This window comes from Streptomyces sp. NPDC102451 (genome assembly GCF_044765485.1).
GTDB lineage: Bacteria > Actinomycetota > Actinomycetes > Streptomycetales > Streptomycetaceae > Streptomyces.
The window spans coordinates 82,111-95,786 of sequence record NZ_JBIWKD010000004.1 but is presented as its reverse complement, the minus strand read 5'-3'; the positions used below and the strand labels follow the sequence as shown (position 1 = coordinate 95,786).

Sequence of the window (13,676 nt, the reverse complement as noted above, 5' to 3'; positions counted from 1 at the left end):
ACGTGGTGGGTGGGATCACTCTGGTGAAGGACGAGCCGGGAGGCACCGAGTACGGGCCGCCCGGTGCCCCGGCGGAGCATGCCTGGCCCGGGCCCGTGCCGCCCCCGCCGCCCTCCGCCACCGTGCCGTCCGCACCGCCGGACGAGATCAGCCCCCGCAGGATCCGGCTGGTCTTCCTCGGGCTGATGCTCACCCTGCTGCTCGCGGCGCTCGACCAGATGATCGTCGCCACCGCCCTGCCGAAGATCGTCGGCGAGCTGCACGGCCTGGACAAGATGTCCTGGGCGGTCACCGCCTATCTGCTCGCCTCCACGATCGGCCTGCCGATCTACGGGAAGCTCGGCGACCTCTTCGGCCGCAAGGGCGTCTTCCAGTTCGCGATCGTCGTCTTCGTGATCGGCTCCGCCCTCGCGGGCTGGTCGCGCACCATGGACGAACTCATCGCCTTCCGGGCCGTCCAGGGCATCGGCGGCGGCGGACTCATGATCGGCGTCCAGGCGATCATCGCCGACATCGTCCCCTCCAGGGAGCGGGGCCGCTACATGGGCCTCATCGGGGCGGTCTTCGGCCTCGCCTCGGTGGCCGGCCCCCTCCTCGGCGGCTTCTTCACCGACCACGCCTCCTGGCGCTGGTGCTTCTACATCAACGTGCCGTTCGGCCTCGTCACCCTCGCCGTCATCGCGCTCGTACTGAAACTGCCGAAGCCTGCCGTCCGCCCCCGCCTCGACGTGCTGGGGGCGCTGCTGCTCGCCGCCGCGTCGACCTGCCTGGTGCTGCTCACCAGCTGGGGCGGTACGGAGTACGCCTGGGGCTCGCGGACCATCGTCGGACTCGCCGCCGGGGCTGCCGGAACGACCCTGCTCTTCCTGGTCGTCGAGCACCGGGCCGCCGAACCCGTCATCCCGCTGCGCCTGTTCCGTGACTCGGTCTTCAACGTCACCTCGCTGGTGGGCGCGGTCGTCGGGGTCGCGCTCTTCGGCGCCGCCAGCTATCTGCCGACCTACCTCCAGATGGTCGAGGGTGTGTCCGCCACCGAGTCGGGGCTGCTGATGCTGCCGATGATGGGCGGCATCGTCATCGCCTCCGTCGTCTCCGGGCAGCTGGTCTCGCGCACCGGCCGCTACCGCGTCTACCCCCTGGTGGGCGGGGCCGTCTCGGCGGTCGGCATGTGGCTGCTCTCCCTCCTCGACACGGACACCTCGGCGCTGGAGTACGGCGTCTGGCAGGCCGTACTCGGCATCGGGATCGGCCTCGTCATGTCCGTCCTGGTGCTGGCCGTGCAGAACTCCGTACGCCCCTCCGACCTCGGCACCGCGACCAGCGCCCACAACTACTTCCGGCAGATCGGCGGCAGCGTCGGTGCCGCGATCTTCGGCACCCTCTTCGCGGGCCGGCTCGCGGACGCGCTCGGGGTGCGGCTCCCCTCCGGTGCCGACCTGCCCGACGCCGAGTCGATCACCCCGCAGCTGGTCCACACGATGGAACCCGCGCTGCGCGACGCCTACATCCAGGCGTACGCCGACGCGATGCCGCGGATCTTCCTCTACCTGGTGCCGGTGCTCCTGCTCGGCCTCGTCCTCGCCTTCTTCCTCAAGGAGAAACCGCTGGTGTCCCACCACACCCCGCAGACGGCCCCCGACCCGGCCGCGGCGCCCTCCACGATCCCCGCGGCCCGCACCGACCCCGGCCCGCCGCAGCCCGGCCCGCTCCCCGGGCTCCCGGTGTGCGGATGTGTCCAGCACCCCGACGGCACGACCGTGGGACGGGCCGCGCTCACCCTCATCGACGGCCAGGGGCGGCAGGTCGGGAGGGGAGCGAGCGGCGACGACGGGCGGTACGCGCTGAGCGCGCCGGCAGCCGGGGCCTATGTGCTGATCGCCGCGGCGGGCGGACACCAGCCGCAGGCCGTCAGCGTCACCGTCAGCGACCGGCCGGTGGAGCTCGACGTGGTCCTCGGCGGGGCGGGGAGGCTCGCCGGGGCGGTCCTCACACCCGACGGTGCCCCCGTCCGCGACGCGGCGGTCACGCTCACCGACGTACGGGGTGAGGTCGTCGCGACCACCCGCACCGGACGCGAAGGCGCTTATGTCATCAGCGAACTGGTGGCCGGCGAGTACACCCTGGCGGCCAGCGCCCCGGCCTTCCGCCCCGCCGCCCTCCCGGTCAGCGTGCAGGCAGCACGGGAGACCAGGCAGGACATCGAGCTGGCGGGCGGCGCCGTGCTCCGCGGGATCGTACGCGCCCCCGGCGGGCGGGCCGTCGAGGACGCCAGGGTCACGCTGCTGGACGCGGCGGGCAACGTGGTCGACACCCTCACCACCGGCTCCGACGGGGCGTTCAGGTTCGTGGACCTGTCGACCGGTGAGTACACCGTGATCGCCGCCGGCTATCCGCCGGTCGCCACCGTGCTCCAGCTCCCCGGAGGCGGAAGGACCGAACGCGATCTCCAGCTGGGCCACGAGGACTGAGCGTCCGGCCCGGGGCGGGGCGGGTGTGCCGGTGGCACACCCGCCCTGCTCACGGCAGCAGACGGGGCTTCCGTCTCGCCGCGACGTCCTCGACCCAGCCGAAGCACACGACGGCGGCGGCGATCAGCACCCAGGCGACACCGAACTGCCACCAGAGGCTGTCCAGCGGCAGGTGCCGCTCCAGCGACGGCACCTGCCACATCAGGTCGATCAGCGGCACCGACGCCAACAGCGCCACCTCGTGCCAGAGGTAGACCGTCACCGCGCGGGCGTTGAACACCGTGACGACCCGGTCGGCCACCGGGCGGCGTACGAGACCGTCGAAGCGGGGCCGGAAACGCAGCAGGAGCAACACGAACCCGGCCGACCACAGCGCCTGGGCGAGCGGGATGTCGTCCAGGTCCGACATGCCGTCCACCGGGTGCCCCGTCGCCCACCAGGCACCGGCCGCCATCAGCGGTACGGCGACGGCCGCCGCCCCCGGGCCGCGCAGCCGGTCGAGCACACCGTCACGGTGCGCGAACCCCAGCAGCCAGCAGAACAGGAACACCGAGGCGTCACTCAGCGCGCTCCCGGTCCGGCCTTCCGGTACGCCGGTCACCGTCTCCAGCAGGACGGCGGGCACCAGGGACAGGGCCAGCACGGGGAGCGGGGCGAGCCGGAAGACACGCAGCAGCAGCGGCGAGAGCAGCACGAACCACAGATAGGCGCGCAGATACCAGAGCACCGCCCAGGCCTGCTCGCCCCACGCGTTGCCGGGCGGATCACCCACCGGCAGCACCCAGAGCAGAACGTCCGGCCCCGGCACCCAGCCGTGCAGCAGCATCGCCACCCCGAGCACCAGGCCGAACAGCCACACCGGGATCAGCAGCCGCCGCAGTCTGCCGCGGAGCACCCCGGGGGCGGGCCGCTCCAGCGAACGGGCCATGAGCGATCCGGCGAGCGCGAACATCACCCCCATGGACGGGAAGACGTACCCCAGCCAGGGCCACCCGAAGGTGTGGTAGGTCACCACCCGTACGAGCGCCACCGCCCGCAGCACGTCGAAGGAGCGGTCACGGCCGGTGCCCGTCGCGGCCGCGGAGGACGGCGTGGCCGCCGTCCTGCGGTGCGCCCCCGCCACTACGAGGCACCCACGTGGGGCGTGCCCACCTCACCGGTGCGTTTCAGCTTCTGCCAGCGCAGCCGGCCGCCGGTCGCCGCCGTGACGCAGGAGTGGATCAGCACGAGGTACATCAACTGCCGGTAGGCAAGCTGCTGGAGAGGCATCATCAGCAGGTACCGGTACTTCTCCCGGTCGAGACGGAAGGCGTACGCCGCGCAGAACAACTGGACGGCGAGGACCGCCAGCCAGGCCAGCAGCGAGGCCTGGAAGTCCACGAAGACCATCGAGTAGACGGTGAAGACGTCGATGAGCGGCGCGAACACCGGGGTGACGATCTGGAAGAGGACGACGAGCGGCATCCCGATCCGGCCGAAGCGCCCGGAGGGCCCCCGGTCGGTGACGGACCTGCGGTGCTTCCACAGCGCCTGCATGGTGCCGTAGCTCCAGCGGTAGCGCTGTCGCCACAACTGCCCCAGCGACGCCGGTGCTTCGGTCCAGGCGCGTGCGTGCTCGGCGTAGACGACGCGCCAGCCCGCGCGGTGCAGCGCGATGGTGATGTCGGTGTCCTCGGCCAGCGTGTCCTCACTCATCCCGCCGACCTCCAGCACCGCCCGGCGGCGGAAGGCCCCGATGGCGCCGGGGATGGTGGGCATGCAGCGCAGCAGGTCGTACATCCTGCGGTCCAGGTTGAAGCCCATCACGTACTCGATGTGCTGCCAGGCGCCGATCATCGTGGACCGGTTGCCGACCTTCGCGTTGCCCGCGACGGCGCCGATCCCCGTGTCGGCGAACGGCTGGACGAGCTGGTGCACCGCGTCGGGTTCGAAGACGGTGTCGCCGTCCATCATCACGACGATGTCGTGACGCGCCTGCCGCACACCGTTGTTGAGCGCCGCCGGTTTGCCCGCGTTCTCCTGCCGGATCACCCGGACGTTGGGGAGGCCGAGCGCTTCGGCGATCTCCGCGGTGCCGTCCGTCGAGCCGTCGTCGACGACCACGATCTCGATCGGATGCGTGCTCGCGGCGAGGGAGCTGAGGGTGGCGGCGATGCACTCCTTCTCGTTGTACGCCGGGACGATCACACTCACCGGCTCCGTCACCTCGGGGCCCCAGCTGAATCTGCGCCGGTTCCGCTGCCGGTGGTGGCGCCGGGCGAGCACGAGCATCAGGCCGAAGCGGCCCAGGACCGCCACTCCGACGACACCCAGCATCGTGGCGAGGCCGGGCACGGTCCACTCGGCCACCTTGACCGCGGCGATCAGGGCCCGGCCCTCCCACAGGCTCGCGGTGTCCGCCTCGCGGTGGGCGGCCTGCGCCGGGTCGCCCTGCGCGCCGCCGGCCTGCGCGAGGCCGGGCGGTACGGCGCCGTCCTCAGCGGCTCCGTCCGCCGCGGCTCCGTCCTCCCCGGCGGCGGCGTCCAACTGCTGGGCGCCGCTGACGGTGGTGAAGGTGTACCCCTTCGCCTTCATCTTCTTGATGTACTTCGGCAGTGCGGCCAGCGTCTCGGAGCGGTCGCCGCCCGAGTCGTGGAAGAGCACCGAGGCGCCCTCGCCGTCCTCCGGCGTCGCCCCCTCGACGATCTCGGAGACACCCGGCCGCTTCCAGTCCTCGCTGTCGGTGTCGATGAACACGCTGGTGTAGCCCATCGCGCCCAGCCGCTCATAGACGGGCCAGCTGTAGTCGTCGATCGCGTCGGTCTGCGAGGAGTACGGGGCGCGGAACAGCGTCGTCGTGATCCCGGCGGCACCCGCCAGGGCGAGCTGGGTCTGGGCGATCTCCCGCTTGACGCGGGCCTCGCTCTGATAGGAGAGGTCGACATGGGTGAAGGTGTGGACCCCCACCTCGTTCCCCTCGTCCACCATCCTGCGGACGATGTCCGGGTAACGCGAGACCATCGAGCCCACGAGGAAGAAGGTGCCCGGCACGTCGTTCTCGTCCAGGACGTCCATCACCTTCCCGCTCCACTCGGGATCGGGACCGTCGTCGAAGGTCAGCACGATGGTCTTGTCCGGTACGGACTGCGTACGGGCGGTGCCGCCGGGGAAGCTCAGGATGGGCCCGCCCTCCAGCACATCGGAGGGCACCGAGTCCGCGGAGGCGCCCGTACGGATCCGCTGGTCGTCACCGATCTCGGCGCGCAGATAGCCGTCCAGCAGCATCATGCACACGAGCCCCAGCAACAGCAGCAGGGCCATGACCACGCGGGGCCGGGGGACGGCCTGGCGCCCCACCCGGCCGATCCTGCCGGGCGTGGCGTGCCGGCGGCGGGACGAGGCCATCAGTTCGCCCCGCCCGATGCCGATGCCGACGCCTGACCGGACGGCGTCGCTCCGCCGGACGCCGGCGGTACCGGAGCGCCGCTCGGGGGCGCGGAACCGCTCGGCGGCGTGCCGTATCCGGGCCGCATTCCGCCGCCCGGGCCGGCCTCGGCTGCCGGTCCGCCGTCGAACGGGAGCAGTTGGGAGGGGGTCAGGGAGATGCCGCCCATGAAGGCGAGCCCCAGCACGCCGGCGTAACCGACACAGACGGCGCCCAGCAGCATGCCGGCGCGGCGCAGCAGCTTGGCCCGGCGGCCGGAGCTGTCCACGAAGACGGGCCCCTCCTGCGGCCGGCCGGCCGCACGGCGGCGCTCGGCCGAGCGGGCCGGGCCCGCATGTGCCCGGCGTCGTCCGTGCGGTGCCGGGTCTTTCTCGATGACGGAGTCGGATTGCATGTGCGCATGGTGGCGAAGCTTGTTGTGCGAAGTCTGGAGCTTTCCTGGCCGCCCGCTGTGAAACAGGTCCGAACCTGTCGGACCGCTGAGAGTGCGCCGGGTTCCGCCTCTCTGCGCCGTACGGCTCGAACCCTCTCCAGCAGGGGAGTTGGCCACGTCCGGCGGCTTCCTCGCGGCCCTTTCCATGACTTCCCTGTGTCTTCGCGCAGGCTCCCGGTGTGAGAGGTTCATGGTGTCCCGGCAGCATCGGCTGTCGTTCCGGACCCTTTTCCCGAGAGCAGGTGCACACATTCATGCAAAGGCGCACACGGGTTTCCTCGGCTGTCGCCGGGCTGATCGCACTCGGCCTCGCCTGCTCGGCCTGCTCGACGGGCGGCGTCGCCGACCAGGCGAAGGGGTCCGCGGCGCCCCCGCCGGCCGCCGCACAGACCGCGTACACGCCGTACGTGAGCGCCACGACGGCCGCCGACACCGACGGTGCGGGGTCCCCCGACACGTACAACCTGGCCTTCGTCACCTCCGGGGCTTCGGGCTGCACCCCCCTGTGGGGCGGCACCACGGCGGTGGACAGTGAAGCGGTCGCCGCCCGCGCCGACACGCTTACCGGGACCGGGGCTGACCTCCGCGTCTCCTTCGGCGGCGCCGCGGGCACCGAAGCTGCACTGGCCTGCGACAGCGCCCAGGAGCTGGCCGACGTCTACGCGGAGGCGCTCGACGCCGTGGGCGCCACGAAGGCCGACTTCGACATCGAGGGCGACGCGCTCACCGACACCGCCTCCGTCACCCGGCGCAACGAAGCGCTCGCCCTGCTCCAGGAGGAGCGCGACCTCGACGTCACCTACACGCTGCCCGTCATGCCCGAAGGCCTGGAGGACACCGGGATCGCCGTCCTCCAGGACGCCGTGGACCAGGGCGTCGACATCTCGGCGGTCAACATCATGGCGATGAACTACAGCACGTCCCACGGCGGCGACATGGGCGGCTACGCGGAGCAGGCGGCCGCCGCGGCCCACGACCAGCTCGTGGAGCTGCTCGGGCTGTCGCAGGACGAGGCGTGGAAGGCGCTGCACATCACCGTGATGATCGGGGTCAACGACGTCGAGGGCGAGACGTTCACCCTCGACGACGCCGCGTCCCTGCGGTCGTTCGCCACCGGCCGGGGGGTCGGCGCGCTCTCCCTCTGGGCGGCCTTCCGCGACCAGGAGTGCGCCTCCGACGAGGACGCGACGGCGGCCTCGGACAGCTGCAGCGGAGTCGACCAGGAGGCGGGCGCGTTCGCCGAGGCGCTGAGCGGCTGAGAGCCGGCTGCTCAGCGCACCGGGGCCTCCCGGACCAGCGCCATCAGCGCCTTCGCCCCCGGGCTCATGGCCTGGGCCGGCGGGAGCACCACGACGCTCTCGTACACCGGCCGGTGCGCACCGGCCGGCTCCACCGCGACCAGGCCCCGCGCCTCGGGCTTACGGGAGAAGTGGTGCGGTACGACCGCGATCCCGAGGCCCTCGTGCACCAGCTCCAGCAGGCTGTGCACGTCGTTGACCTCCAGCGCCACCGTGCGCCGGGCCCCCGCCGCGGTGAACGCCTCGTCCGCCGCGCGCCTGGGCCCCCAGTCCGGGTGGAAGTCGATGAACGACTCACCGCGCAGCTCACCCCACGCCGGCCGTGCGCCCTCCTGCGCGAGCCGGTGCCCGGGGGCGCACAGGACGACCATGGGCTCCCGCGCCAGCGGCACCAGCTCGCCCCGCCATTCCGGCGGGCTCACCGTCGCGGCGAACGCGAGGTCCAGCCGGCCGCCCGCCACGCCCTCCAGGAGGCTGGACGTGCCCTCCTGCCGGAGCCTGATCTCCATGTGCGGGTGCTCCCGGTGGAAGGCCGCGAGCAGCCGCGCCGTGCTGACCCCGGCCACGCACTGCTCCACCCCCAGCGTCAGCGTCCCCCGCAGCAGCCCCCGTACGGCGTCGACCGCGTCCCGCGCCGCCCTGGCGCCCGCCAGCGTGCGCTCCGCCTCCACCAGCAGGGCCGCCCCCGCCTCGGTGAGCCGGACCGTGCGGGTCGTACGGCTGAACAGCGGCGTCCTCAGCTCGTGCTCCAGCGCCCGGACGGACGCGGACAGCCCGGACTGGGACACGGCCAGCCGCTCGGCCGCCCGGGTGAAGTGCTGCTCCTCGGCGACCGCGACGAAGTGCTCCAGCTGACGCAATTCCATGATTGAGCAATTTAACCGATGAATCCCAGCGGAATCTCCTGTTGGACCGCTGGATCGATCTCCGCCAGTCTTGAGGACGCGCACCAGACCTGGCGCGCTACGCCGTGCCCCGTGGAGTGCCCGTATGTACCTTCCGTCCGCCGACCGCTACACCGCCATGCCCTACCGGCGCACCGGAAGCAGCGGTCTGCTGCTCCCCGCGCTGTCGCTCGGGCTCTGGCACAACTTCGGAGGCGACCGGACCCCCGAGAGCCAGGGCGAGATCCTGCGCAGGGCCTTCGACCTCGGGATCACCCACTTCGACCTCGCCAACAACTACGGCCCGCCGCCCGGCTCCGCCGAGACCGCCATGGGCCGCGCGCTGAAGACGGACTTCGCCGGGCTCCGGGACGAGATCGTCATCTCCACCAAGGCCGGCTACCACATGTGGGAGGGGCCGTACGGGGAGTGGGGCTCCCGCAAGAGCCTGCGCTCCTCGCTGGACCAGAGCCTGACCCGGCTCGGCCTCGACTACGTCGACATCTTCTACTCGCACCGCTTCGACCCCGACACCCCGCTCGAGGAGACGATGGGGGCCCTCGACACCGCGGTCCGCCAGGGCAAGGCGCTCTACGCCGGCGTCTCCAACTACTCCGCCGAACAGACCCGCGAGGCCGCGCGCATCCTGAACGAGCTGGGCACCCCCCTCCTCATCCACCAGCCGCGCTACTCCATGCTCGACCGCTGGGTCGAGGACGGCCTGCTGGACGCCCTGGACGAGCTCGGCACCGGCTCCATCGCGTACTCCCCGCTGGAGCAGGGCATCCTCTCCGACCGCTATCTGAACGGCATCCCGGAGGGATCGCGCGCGGCCGGGAGCAGCCCCTTCCTGTCGGCCGAGGCCGTCACCCCCGACCTGGTGGGCCGGCTGCGCGCACTGAACGAACTGGCCCGCGAGCGCGGCCAGTCCCTCGCCCAGCTGGCGCTCGCCTGGGTGCTGCGCGGCGGCCGGGTCACCTCCGCCGTCGTCGGCGCGAGCAGCGTCACCCAGCTGGAGAACAGTGTGGCGACGGTCGGCAACCTGGAGTTCGCCGACGAGGAGCTCGCCCGGATCGACGAGCTCGTCAAGGGCGTGGTCCGGGGCTGACCGGCGCGGCCACCGAGGAGGGAACCGCCCGCGCCACGCGGTGGAACCGGACACCGCGAGGCGGCTCACCTAGGCTCCTCCACGCGAGCCGAAAAAAAACCGGGACGGCGATGTCGAGAACCCGAGGCCGGCTCCGTCCCCGTAGTGAGCGCGACCACAAGGGGTCGCAGCAGCGAGGAGAACCACGATGGCCAAGTACCTGCTTCTCAAGCACTACCGTGGCGCCCCGGCTTCGGTGAACGACGTGCCCATGGACCGGTGGACGCCGGAGGAGATCTCGGACCACATGCGGTACATGAACGACTTCGCGGCCCGCCTGGAGAAGACGGGCGAGTTCGTCAGCGGTCAGGCGCTCGCCCCCGAGGGAGAGTGGGTCCGCTACGACGGCGAGGGGCGCCCGCCGGTCACCGACGGACCGTTCGCCGAGACCAAGGACCTCATCGCCGGCTGGATGATCATCGATGTCGACGGTCACGAGCGCGCCGTCGAGCTGGCCGGCGAACTGTCGGCCGCCCCCGGGGCCGGCGGCAGGCCGATCCACGAGTGGCTGGAGGTGCGCCCGTTCCTGACCGCGCCGCCCACCATCACGGAGTGACCTCACCGATGGACGAGGCCCTGCTCAGGAGCCTCACACCGGGCGTGCTCACCGTCCTCGTCCGCCGCGGAGCCGACTTCGCGGCGGCCGAGGACGCCGTGCAGGACGCGCTGGTCGAGGCGCTCCGCGTCTGGCCCGCCGACCGGCCGCGGGACGCCAAGGGCTGGCTGGTCACCGTGGCCTGGCGCAAGTTCCTCGACGCGACGCGCGCCGACACCGCCCGCCGCCGACGGGAGGACCGCGTCGAGGAGGAACCGGCGCCCGGGCCCGCGACCGGGGTGGACGACACGCTCCAGCTGTACTTCCTGTGCGCCCACCCGTCGCTGACCCCGGCATCGGCGGTCGCGCTCACGCTGCGCGCCGTCGGCGGGCTGACCACCCGCCAGATCGCCGAGGCCTACCTGGTGCCCGAGGCGACCATGGCGCAGCGCATCAGCCGGGCCAAGCGCACCGTCTCCGGTGTGCGCCTGGACCGGCCCGGCGACGTCGCCACCGTGCTGCGCGTCCTCTACCTCGTCTTCAACGAGGGCTACTCCGGCGATGTCGACCTCGCCGCCGAGTCCATCCGCCTGACCCGGCAGCTCGCCGCCCGCATCGACCACCCCGAGGTGGCCGGGCTGCTCGCCCTCATGCTGCTCCACCACGCCAGGCGTGCTGCCCGTACCGCTTCCGACGGCAGCCTGGTGCCGCTCGCCGAGCAGGACCGCGGCCGGTGGGACACCCGGTCGATCGCGGAGGGCGTCGGGATCCTCCAGGCGGCCCTCGCCCGCGACCGGCTGGGCGAGTTCCAGGCCCAGGCCGCCATCGCCGCCCTCCACGCCGACGCGCCCACCGCCGAGGAGACCGACTGGGTGCAGATCGTCGAGTGGTACGACGAGCTCGCCCGCCTGACCGACAGCCCCGTCGTCCGGCTCAACCGGGCGGTCGCCGTCGGCCAGGCCGACGGACCGCGCGCCGGGCTTGCCGCGCTCGCGGAACTGGACACCGCACTGCCCCGGCACGCGGCGGTGGCGGCGTATCTCCACGAGCGCGACGGCGACCTGGCCGGGGCCGCACGGCTGTACGCCGAGGCGGCCCACAAGGCGCCCGACCTCGCCGAGCGCGACCATCTGACTCGCCAGGCCGCCCGGCTCAACGCCCGCCGCAGAGGCTGACGGGCGGGGACAGTGCTGGACAGCGTCCAAGATCTGTCCGAGAGTGGCGGGGGCCGTTGCCGGGCAGGTATGCCGCGGAGCCGGCCCGACCGGTTGACCTGCGCGAAAGGGAGCGGTGAACGTGAAGATCCTCGTCAGCGCCGACATGGAGGGCGCCACCGGGGTGACCTGGCCGGCCGATGTGCTGCCCGGCACCCCGCAGTGGGAGCGGTGCCGCGCGTTCTTCACCTCCGACGTGAACGCCGCGGCTCTCGGCTTCTACGACGGAGGCGCCGACGAGGTCCTCGTCAACGAGGCCCACTGGACCATGCGCAACCTGCTCCTGGAGCGGCTCGACGAGCGCGTCCAGATGCTCACCGGCAAGCACAAGTCCCTCTCCATGGTCGAGGGCATCCAGCACGGCGACGTCGACGCTGTCGCGTTCATCGGCTACCACACGGGCGCCGGCACGGAGGGCGTGCTCGCCCACACCTACCTCGCCAACTCCATCACCGGCGTCTGGCTGAACGGGGTCCGCGCCAGTGAGGGCCTGCTCAACGCCCATGTCGCGGCGGAGTACGGAGTTCCCGTCATCCTGGTCACCGGCGACGACCTGACCTGTGAGGACGCGAAGGGCTACGCCCCCGGGGCACGTACGGTGGCGGTGAAGGACCACGTCTCGCGCTACGCCGCCGTGTGCCGGACCCCGGCCCGTACCGCCGCCGACATCAGGGCGGCCGCCGCGGGCGCGACGGCGCTCGCCGTGCGCCACACACCCGTGACGATCGGCTCCTGCACGGTGGAGCTGGAGTTCGACGCGGACCACCTCGCGGCCGCCGCGACCGTGGTCCCCGGCGTGGCGCCCAGCGGCGAGCGGCGCGTCGTCTATACCAGCGGGACGATGTACGAAGGCATTCGCACATTCAAGGCGGTGACGACGATCGTGTCGGCCGCTGTGGAGGAGCAGTATGGCTGAGGCGGGCAACCCCACCGGAGCGGTCGACGAGCGCGCGCTCGAGGAGTCGGTGACGTTCACCTCCGAACTGATCCGGATCGACACCACCAACCGCGGCGACGGCAGCTGCCGGGAGCGCCCGGCCGCCGAGTACGTCGCCGAGCGGCTGGCCGACGCCGGGCTCGAACCGGCCCTCCTGGAGCGCACACCGGGACGGACGAACGTGGTCGCCCGGATCGAGGGCACCGACCCGTCGGCCGACGCCCTCCTCGTGCACGGTCACCTCGACGTGGTGCCCGCCGAGGCCGCCGACTGGAGCGTGCACCCCTTCTCCGGGGAGGTGCGCGACGGCGTCGTCTGGGGGCGCGGGGCCATCGACATGAAGAACATGGACGCGATGGTCCTCGCCGTGGTGCGGGCCTGGGCGCGCGCGGGTGTGCGCCCGCGCCGTGACATCGTCATCGCCTACACCGCGGACGAGGAGGCCAGCGCGCGGGACGGCGCCGGTTTCCTCGCCGACCGGCACCCCGAGCTCTTCGAGGGCTGCACGGAGGGCGTCAGCGAGTCCGGGGCCTTCACCTTCCACGCCGGGCCCGGCATGTCGCTCTACCCCATCGCGGCGGGGGAGCGCGGGACGGGCTGGCTGAAGCTGACCGCCGAGGGCAAGGCCGGCCACGGATCCAAGGTCAACAGGGCCAACGCCGTCAGCAGGCTGGCCGCCGCCGTCGCCCGGATCGGCGAGCACCGGTGGCCGGTACGGCTGACCCCGACCGTCCGCGCCGCGCTCGTCGAGATCGCCGCACTCCACCACATCCGCGTCGACCCCGACGCCCCCGGATTCGACGTGGACGAGCTGCTCGGCAAGCTGGGCCCGGCAGCCGCGCTGATCGAGCCGACCGTGCGCAACAGCACCAACCCGACGATGCTGGAGGCGGGTTACAAGGTCAACGTGATCCCGGGCCACGCCACCGCCCGGATCGACGGACGCATGGTGCCCGGCGGCGAGGACGAGTTCCGCGAGACGATGGACCGGCTGACCGGCCCCGGCGTCGACTGGGAGTTCGACCACCGCGAAATCGCCCTCGAAGCCCCGGTCGACTCACCGACGTACGCGAAGATGCGCGCGGCCATCGAGCTGTTCGACCCGGACGCCCACGTCGTCCCGTACTGCATGTCGGGCGGCACCGACGCCAAGCAGTTCTCGCGCCTCGGCATCACCGGGTACGGCTACTCCCCGCTGAAGCTGCCCGTCGGTTTCGACTACCAGGCGCTGTTCCACGGCGTCGACGAGCGGGTCCCCGTCGACGCCCTGCACTTCGGCGTCCGGGTCCTGGACCACTTCCTGCGCACCGCCTGACACCCGACCGCCCGACCGAAG

At 72.4% G+C, this 13,676-nt stretch carries 11 protein-coding genes; 7 read left to right on the top strand and 4 right to left on the bottom strand.

Annotated features, from left to right (window positions below; genetic code table 11):
* The first annotated feature begins 2 nt into the window (after window positions 1–2).
* On the top strand, window positions 3–2,468 hold the full coding sequence (locus ACIRD8_RS10780; RefSeq protein ID WP_403988878.1) for an MFS transporter: 2,466 nt from the start codon (window positions 3–5) through the stop codon (window positions 2,466–2,468).
* A gap of 49 nt (window positions 2,469–2,517) precedes the next feature.
* Here ACIRD8_RS10780 and ACIRD8_RS10775 read toward each other — a convergent pair whose 3' ends face one another.
* From ACIRD8_RS10775 to ACIRD8_RS10765, 3 genes are read right to left on the bottom strand one after another with little or no spacing between them, the layout of a single operon-like run.
* Entirely contained in the window at window positions 2,518–3,591 is a 1,074-nt protein-coding gene (locus tag ACIRD8_RS10775) for an acyltransferase (RefSeq protein ID WP_403988876.1), read from the bottom strand.
* Window positions 3,591–5,852, bottom strand: a complete 2,262-nt coding sequence (locus ACIRD8_RS10770) for a bifunctional polysaccharide deacetylase/glycosyltransferase family 2 protein (protein WP_403988874.1) — start codon at window positions 5,850–5,852, stop codon at window positions 3,591–3,593. The genes ACIRD8_RS10775 and ACIRD8_RS10770 overlap by 1 nt, the downstream gene beginning before the upstream one ends.
* Entirely contained in the window at window positions 5,852–6,286 is a 435-nt protein-coding gene (locus ACIRD8_RS10765; RefSeq protein ID WP_403988872.1) for a hypothetical protein, read from the bottom strand. Before ACIRD8_RS10765 ends, ACIRD8_RS10770 begins: the two co-directional genes overlap by 1 nt.
* Window positions 6,287–6,579: 293 nt before the next feature.
* Here ACIRD8_RS10765 and ACIRD8_RS10760 point away from each other — a divergent pair, with 293 nt between their 5' ends.
* Window positions 6,580–7,584 (top strand): chitinase, encoded by a 1,005-nt coding sequence (locus tag ACIRD8_RS10760; protein WP_403988870.1) that lies wholly within the window; start codon window positions 6,580–6,582, stop codon window positions 7,582–7,584.
* A gap of 11 nt (window positions 7,585–7,595) precedes the next feature.
* Here the strand turns inward: ACIRD8_RS10760 and ACIRD8_RS10755 are convergent, their stop codons facing one another.
* Window positions 7,596–8,489: a LysR family transcriptional regulator gene (locus ACIRD8_RS10755; protein WP_403988868.1), complete on the bottom strand. Its 894-nt coding sequence runs from the start codon at window positions 8,487–8,489 to the stop codon at window positions 7,596–7,598.
* 124 nt (window positions 8,490–8,613) lie between these two features.
* On the opposite strand from ACIRD8_RS10755, the gene ACIRD8_RS10750 reads away from it, so the two are divergent.
* From ACIRD8_RS10750 to ACIRD8_RS10730, 5 genes are all read left to right on the top strand, one after another.
* Entirely contained in the window at window positions 8,614–9,615 is a 1,002-nt protein-coding gene (locus ACIRD8_RS10750; protein WP_403988866.1) for an aldo/keto reductase, read from the top strand.
* 187 nt (window positions 9,616–9,802) lie between these two features.
* Entirely contained in the window at window positions 9,803–10,210 is a 408-nt protein-coding gene (locus tag ACIRD8_RS10745; protein ID WP_403988864.1) for a YciI family protein, read from the top strand.
* 8 nt (window positions 10,211–10,218) lie between these two features.
* Window positions 10,219–11,364: an RNA polymerase sigma factor gene (locus tag ACIRD8_RS10740; protein WP_403989644.1), complete on the top strand. Its 1,146-nt coding sequence runs from the start codon at window positions 10,219–10,221 to the stop codon at window positions 11,362–11,364.
* A 121-nt stretch (window positions 11,365–11,485) separates the two neighbouring features.
* Complete coding sequence (locus ACIRD8_RS10735; RefSeq protein WP_403988862.1) at window positions 11,486–12,319, top strand: M55 family metallopeptidase; 834 nt, start codon at window positions 11,486–11,488, stop codon at window positions 12,317–12,319.
* Entirely contained in the window at window positions 12,312–13,655 is a 1,344-nt protein-coding gene (locus tag ACIRD8_RS10730; RefSeq protein WP_403988860.1) for a M20/M25/M40 family metallo-hydrolase, read from the top strand. Before ACIRD8_RS10735 ends, ACIRD8_RS10730 begins: the two co-directional genes overlap by 8 nt.
* Window positions 13,656–13,676 lie beyond the last annotated feature (21 nt).

Excerpts from the sequence above, each read along its gene's own strand:
- ACIRD8_RS10770 (WP_403988874.1), bottom strand. The coding sequence starts at position 5,852 with ATGGCCTCGTCCCGCCGCCGGCACGCCACGCCCGGCAGGATCGGCCGG.
- ACIRD8_RS10745 (WP_403988864.1), top strand. The coding sequence starts at position 9,803 with ATGGCCAAGTACCTGCTTCTCAAGCACTACCGTGGCGCCCCGGCTTCG.
- ACIRD8_RS10765 (WP_403988872.1), bottom strand. The coding sequence starts at position 6,286 with ATGCAATCCGACTCCGTCATCGAGAAAGACCCGGCACCGCACGGACGA.
- ACIRD8_RS10760 (WP_403988870.1), top strand. The coding sequence starts at position 6,580 with ATGCAAAGGCGCACACGGGTTTCCTCGGCTGTCGCCGGGCTGATCGCA.
- ACIRD8_RS10730 (WP_403988860.1), top strand. The coding sequence starts at position 12,312 with ATGGCTGAGGCGGGCAACCCCACCGGAGCGGTCGACGAGCGCGCGCTC.
- ACIRD8_RS10755 (WP_403988868.1), bottom strand. The coding sequence starts at position 8,489 with ATGGAATTGCGTCAGCTGGAGCACTTCGTCGCGGTCGCCGAGGAGCAG.
- ACIRD8_RS10740 (WP_403989644.1), top strand. The coding sequence starts at position 10,219 with ATGGACGAGGCCCTGCTCAGGAGCCTCACACCGGGCGTGCTCACCGTC.
- ACIRD8_RS10750 (WP_403988866.1), top strand. The coding sequence starts at position 8,614 with ATGTACCTTCCGTCCGCCGACCGCTACACCGCCATGCCCTACCGGCGC.